Below are 1,534 nucleotides of genomic sequence, written 5' to 3' on the forward strand. Positions count from 1 at the left end.
CGAGGCGCTGGGCGCGCTGGTGGGCGGCGGGGGCGGCTTCGGCGATGGGGATGACGACGTTGAGCTGGGCGAGGAGGCGTACGAGGACGGGGGCGCGGCCGTGTTCGCGGGTGCGGCGGGCGAGGACGAGGTCGTAGGCCTGGTTGAGGGCGGCGGTGACGGCTTGGCGTTTGTCGTCGTAGTCGGGGGTGCCGGCGGTTTCTAGGAGGTCGGCGAGGGCGCGGTAGGTGGCGGCGACGGCGGTGCGTTCGGGGACGCCGCGGCGGAAGGGCCAGCCGAGGAGGGTGAGGGCGAGGACGACGGCTCCGCCGAGGGTGAGGAGGAGGGGGGCTTTCCACCAGGGGCCGGGGAGGGGGAGTCCTGCGCCGACGACGGAGTTGAGGAGGAGGAGTAGTCCGGAGACGGAGGCGATGGCGCCGATCGAGGAGATCATGCCGGACAGGAGGGCGATGAGGGTGAGGGCGGCGACGGCGAGCCAGCCGTGGCCGTACACCTGGGTGCCGAGGAGGATGCCGGCGGCGCCGAAGAGCTGGGGGATGGCGATGTTGAGGAAGCGCATCCGGTAGGCGTCGGCGGTGTCGCCGATGACGCCGGAGAGGGCGCCCATGGAGACGAGGGCGCCGTAGGTGGTGTGGCCGGTGGCGAGGCCGACGGCGAGGGGTGCGGACAGGGCGACGGAGGCGCGGGCGACGGAGGCCCAGGGGATCGGGGCGGGCTGCGGGCGGAGGCCCTTGAGCAGCCATTCCGGGGGGCGGATGGTGCGCTCTGTCCGTGCCATGCGGGTCATTGTCGCTGGTGGAGGGCGAGATCGGCGAGGACTGCGCGGTGGTCGGTGTCGGGCAGGTCGAGGAAGCGGACGGTGTCTACGGAGAAGTGGTCGCTGAGGAGGATGTGGTCGATCTGGACGTATGGGGGGAGGGCGCCGGTCTGGGGCCAGGTGGGGGTGCGGGTGGCGCCGGCGAGGCGGGCGGCGTCGTGGAGGTCGCCGGCGTCGAGGAGGTCGCGGAAGGCGGCGTGGTCCTGGGAGGCGTTGAAGTCGCCGGCGATGAGGGTGGGGCGGCCGCGGCGGTCGTGGGCGAGGTCGCGGAGGTGGCCGAGTTCGGTTTTCCACAGGTCGATCTGGCCGGGTAGCGGGGGCATGGGGTGGGCGAGTTGGATATGTACGTCCCTCTCGCCGATGAGCGCGGTGGCGCCGGGCATCCCCATGACGCCGGGGAGGACGGTGGGGTGGGTGAGTGGGTAGGTGCTGAGGAGGAGGGAGCCGGAGGAGCCGTCGGCGGCGACCTCGGTGTGGTGGGGGTGGGTGGTGCGCAGGGCGGTGCGCAGGGTGTGGGCGCAGGGGCGGTCGCACTCGGAGACGAGGACGAGGTGGGGGTGTTCGCGTCGGACGGTGTCGAGGAGGTGGGGGGTGGCCCGGCCGAATTCGACGTTGGAGGCGAGGACGCGTAGCCGGGCGGTGGTGGGTCCGTGGGCGCCGCTGGTGTCGGGGCCGTAGGGCTGGATGTACCAGGCGGTGAGGGCGAGGACGGTGGCG

General features: G+C 73.3%; 2 protein-coding genes. Both read right to left on the minus strand.

What is annotated here, in order from left to right; translation table 11 throughout:
- On the minus strand, window positions 1–778 hold a 778-nt coding region (locus tag IEZ01_RS34690), incomplete at its 3' end, for an FUSC family membrane protein (RefSeq protein WP_233840350.1).
- Between the two features lie 5 nt (window positions 779–783).
- Window positions 784–1,534, minus strand: a 751-nt coding sequence (locus IEZ01_RS05635; RefSeq protein WP_229832722.1) for an endonuclease/exonuclease/phosphatase family protein, incomplete at its 5' end; no start/stop codon positions are given.

The sequence above is a fragment of the Streptomyces purpureus genome, from assembly GCF_014648195.1.
GTDB lineage: Bacteria > Actinomycetota > Actinomycetes > Streptomycetales > Streptomycetaceae > Streptomyces > Streptomyces purpureus.